The organism is Pseudomonas sp. Pseusp3 (assembly GCF_047304225.1).
GTDB classification, from domain to species: domain Bacteria; phylum Pseudomonadota; class Gammaproteobacteria; order Pseudomonadales; family Pseudomonadaceae; genus Aquipseudomonas; species Aquipseudomonas fluorescens_CD.
In genome coordinates this window covers 1-342 of the sequence record NZ_JBGLYV010000259.1, presented here as the reverse complement: position 1 = coordinate 342, position 342 = coordinate 1, and the positions used below count along the sequence as shown (strand labels likewise).

At 55.3% G+C, this 342-nt stretch carries 1 protein-coding gene; it reads right to left on the bottom strand.

Features of this window, described 5'->3' with window-relative positions; genetic code table 11:
- Nucleotides 1-102: 102 nt before the first annotated feature.
- Nucleotides 103-342 (bottom strand): hypothetical protein (locus tag ACCD00_RS30795; protein ID WP_413428942.1); only part of this gene is annotated, 240 nt, incomplete at its 5' end.

Sequence of the window (342 nt, the reverse complement as noted above, 5' to 3'; positions counted from 1 at the left end):
GCTCACCTGTAGGAGCGAGCTCGCTCGCGATGGACTCAAGAACGCTGCGTTCATTCAATGAACACGCGTTTTCGTTAACGTCCATCGCGAGCAGGCTCGCTCCTACACAGAACCCATCAGGGCAACGCATACACCCTGAACAGTTTCTTTACGGTCGGTTGCTGGCGCGCCTTCTTTCACCATGGTCTTCGCGAATTGAAGCTGCTCACCTGTAGGAGCGAGCTCGCTCGCGATGGACTCAAGAACGCTGCGTTCATTCAATGAACACGCGTTTTCGTTAACGTCCATCGCGAGCAGGCTCGCTCCTACACAGAACCCATCAGGGCAACGCATACACCCTGA